The organism is Mesorhizobium sp. (genome assembly GCF_004962925.1).
Lineage (GTDB): Bacteria > Pseudomonadota > Alphaproteobacteria > Rhizobiales > Rhizobiaceae > Mesorhizobium.
Genome location: NZ_SUEO01000192.1, coordinates 1 through 3,809 on the forward strand (window position 1 = coordinate 1; position 3,809 = coordinate 3,809).

At 63.9% G+C, this 3,809-nt stretch carries 1 protein-coding gene; it reads left to right on the plus strand.

The window, feature by feature from the left end; translation table 11 throughout:
* Positions 1 to 60: 60 nt before the first annotated feature.
* Positions 61 to 3,809: NAD-glutamate dehydrogenase (locus tag E5W87_RS27815; RefSeq protein WP_292404881.1), on the plus strand; the 3,749-nt coding region annotated here is incomplete at its 3' end.

The window sequence follows — 3,809 nt, forward strand, 5'->3', positions numbered from 1 at the left end:
GCCAAGTACCGGTCATCTGCTACCATAGTTGCAAAACATATGACGGGAGGGATTAGCGCCATGGCCAGCCTGAAATCCGCAAGCCAGTTGAAAAAGATGAGCACGGCCAAGGGCAGCGAAAAGCCCGGCAGGCTTGCCGACTACCTGCTGGCGCGGGCGCCGGCCGAAGATGTCGCCGCCTATGATGTCGCCGACCTCGAACGCGCCGCCGATCTCGCCGGACGCGCCGTCGCCAGGCACAAGAAGGGCGATTGCGTCGTCGCCATAGAGGTCGATTCCGGTGTCGTTCGCCAGGGCAGGCCGATGACCGTGATCACCGTCGTCAACGACAACATGCCGTTCCTGTTCGATTCCATCCTCGGCGAGATCTCCGAGAGCGCCGGCGAGCCGCTGCTGGTCACCCATCCGGTCATCGTCGTCAGGCACGGCAAGGGCGGCGTCGACGAAATCCTCGGCGATGGCGGGTTTGCCAAAGGCGATCACAGTCATGAACGGCTGAGCGTCATCCACGTCCATATCGGCCGTCTTTCGGCCGAGCAGGCCGAGGCATTGGCCGGGCGGCTGAAGAAAATATTGGACCAGGTGCGCGCCGCTGTCACCGACTGGAAGCCGATGCTGGCCCGCCTCGACCAAGCGATCTCGGAGTTCCGCTACGCTCCGGTGCCGCTCGACAAGGCCCACGTCACCGAAGCGATCGCCCTCCTCGAATGGTTGCGCGACGACAATTTCACCTTCCTTGGCATGCGCGAGTTCAAATACACCGGCGGCGAGAAGAGCGGCACGCTGGAGCGCACCGAAAAGCCCGGCCTCGGCATCCTCTCCGATCCCGACGTGCTGGTGCTGCGGCGCGGCACCGAAGCGGTGACGACGACGCCGGAAATCCGCGCCTTCCTGCACGGGCCGGAACCGTTGATCGTCACCAAGGCCAACGCCAAATCATCGGTGCACCGCCGCATCTATCTCGATTACATCGGCGTCAAGACCTACACCGCCAAGGGCGTGCTTTCGGGCGAGCTGCGCATCGTCGGCCTGTTCACCTCGACCGCCTATACGCGCTCGGTGATGAAGATCCCCTATCTCAGGTCGAAAGCCGAAACCATCATCGCCAAATCCGGTTTCAACCCTGAAGATCACTCCGGCAAGGCATTGATCAACGTGCTGGAGAGCTATCCGCGCGACGAGCTGTTCCAGGTTCCGGTGCCGGTCCTGCGCAAGCACGCCGAAGCGCTTCTCGGGCTGATCGAGCGGCCACGCGTCAGGGCGCTGGTGCGCGTCGACCAATTCGACCGCTTCGTCTCGATCCTCGTCTTCGTGCCGCGCGACCGCTACGACAGCATCGTACGCGAGAAGATCGGCACCTATCTGAAGACGGTGTTCGAAGGCCGGTTGTCGGCCTACTATCCCGCCTTTCCGGAAGGCGGACTGGCGCGCGTCCATTTCATCATCGGCCGTTCCGGCGGCAAGACGCCGAAGATCGACCAGGCGACGATCGAAGCAGCGATCCGCGCCATCGTGCGGACCTGGGACGACATTCTGCGCGAGACCGCGGCCGAGACCGGCGCCGATGCGACGCTCACGGCAATCGCCTCGCGCTTCTCGGGAAGCTATCGCGACAGCTTCTCGCCGGCTGAGGCGTTGGCCGATGCCGGGCGCATCGCCAGGATCAATGCGGCCAATCCGATCGCCATCGACTACTACCGTCATGCCGATCAGGAACCGCATCAGGCGGCGCTGAAGATCTATCACCATGGCAGCCCGGTGGCGCTGTCGCGACGGGTGCCGGTGCTGGAGAACATCGGTTTCCGCGTGATCAGCGAGCGCACCTTCGAGGTCGGCGACGACGCTTCCGGCATGATCAATAGTGATCAGCCGGGCATGGTCTTCATCCATGACATGGAGCTCGAAAACAGCTACGGCAAGCCGATCGACCTTGGCGACCGCGGCACGCTGTTCGAGGACGCGTTCCTTTCCGTCTGGCGCGGCGACATCGACAATGACGGCTATAACGGCCTTGCCCAGACCGCCGGCCTGTGGTCGGGCGAGGTCTCCATCCTGCGCGCCTATGGCCGCTATCTGCAGCAGGCCGGCATCCCGCAGAGCCAGGACTTCATTGCCGCTGCGCTCAACCGCTATCCGGAAATCGCGCGTGGCCTGCATGAGCTGTTCGTCGCCCGCCTCGGACCGACGGCGGAAACGGAAGGGTTGGTCGCGGCCAAGCACCTCAAGGCCAAGATCAAGGATGCGTTGGAAGAGGTTCCCAACATCGACGACGACACCATCATCCGTCGCTACCTCAATCTGATCGAAGCCTCGCTACGCACCAATCATTTCGTTCCCGATCTGAAGGAGAAGGGCCAGTCGCTGGCGATCAAGCTCGATTCGCAGGCGATCGACGGCCTGCCGGCGCCGCGGCCGTGGCGGGAGATCTTCGTCTACGGTTCCGAGGTCGAGGGCGTGCATCTGCGCTTCGGCCCGGTCGCCCGCGGCGGTCTGCGTTGGTCGGACCGCGCCCAGGATTATCGCACCGAGGTGCTCGGCCTGGTCAAGGCGCAGCAGGTCAAGAATGCGGTGATCGTGCCGGTTGGCGCCAAGGGCGGTTTCTATCCGAAGAAGTTGCCGATGGGCGCCGGCCGCGACGCCATCTTCGAAGCCGGCGCGTCCGCCTACAAGAATTACGTCTCCAGCCTGTTGTCGATCACCGACAATATCGGCATCGACGAGGTTATCCCGCCGGCCGGTGTGATCAGGCGCGACCAGGACGATCCCTATTTCGTCGTCGCCGCCGACAAGGGCACGGCGACTTTCTCCGACACCGCCAATGCCATCAGCGAGAAGCATGGCTTCTGGCTCGACGACGCCTTCGCCAGCGGCGGCTCGGCCGGTTACGACCATAAGAAGATGGGCATCACCGCCAAAGGCGCCTGGGAAGCGGTCAAACGGCATTTCCGCGAGATGAACCGCGATATCCAGACCACGCCCTTCACCGTCGTCGGCGTTGGCGACATGTCGGGCGACGTGTTCGGCAATGGCATGCTCCTGTCCGAGCAGACCCGGCTGATCGCTGCCTTTGACCATCGCGACATCTTCATCGACCCCGACCCCGACATGGCGGCTTCGATGGCCGAGCGCCGGCGCATGTTCGCCCTCGCCCGTTCGAGCTGGCAGGACTACGACAAGACAAGACTGTCCGAAGGCGGCATCATCGTTTCGCGCAGCCAGAAGTCGATCACGTTGGCGCCGGAAGCGGCCGCGGCGATCGGCCTCGGCAAGACAACCGCTTCGCCGGTCGAGATCATGAGCGCCATCCTCAAGGCGCCGGTCGACCTTTTATGGTTCGGCGGCATCGGCACATATCTGAGGGCATCGACGGAAACCAATCAGGATGTCGGCGATCGCGCCAACGATGCCATTCGGGTGACCGCGCTTGACGTGTGCGCCAAGGTCATCGGCGAAGGCGCCAATCTCGGCGTGACGCAGCGGGCCCGCATCGAGTTCGGGCTGAATGGCGGGCGCTGTAATTCCGACGCCATCGACAATTCGGGCGGCGTCAACTGCTCCGACGTCGAGGTCAACATCAAGATCGCGCTGGCTTCGGCCATGCGCAAGGGGGCGCTGACCCGCCCGGTGCGCAACAAGCTGCTCGCCGAGATGACCGATGAGGTGAGCGCGCTGGTGCTGTCCAACAATTACGAGCAGACGCTGGCGCTGTCCCTTGCCCGCAAGCGCGGCCTTGCCGACATCGCCCATCAGAGCCGTTTCATGGCAGCCCTCGAGGCGCGCGGCCTGCTCGACCGCGCGGTGGAAACGCT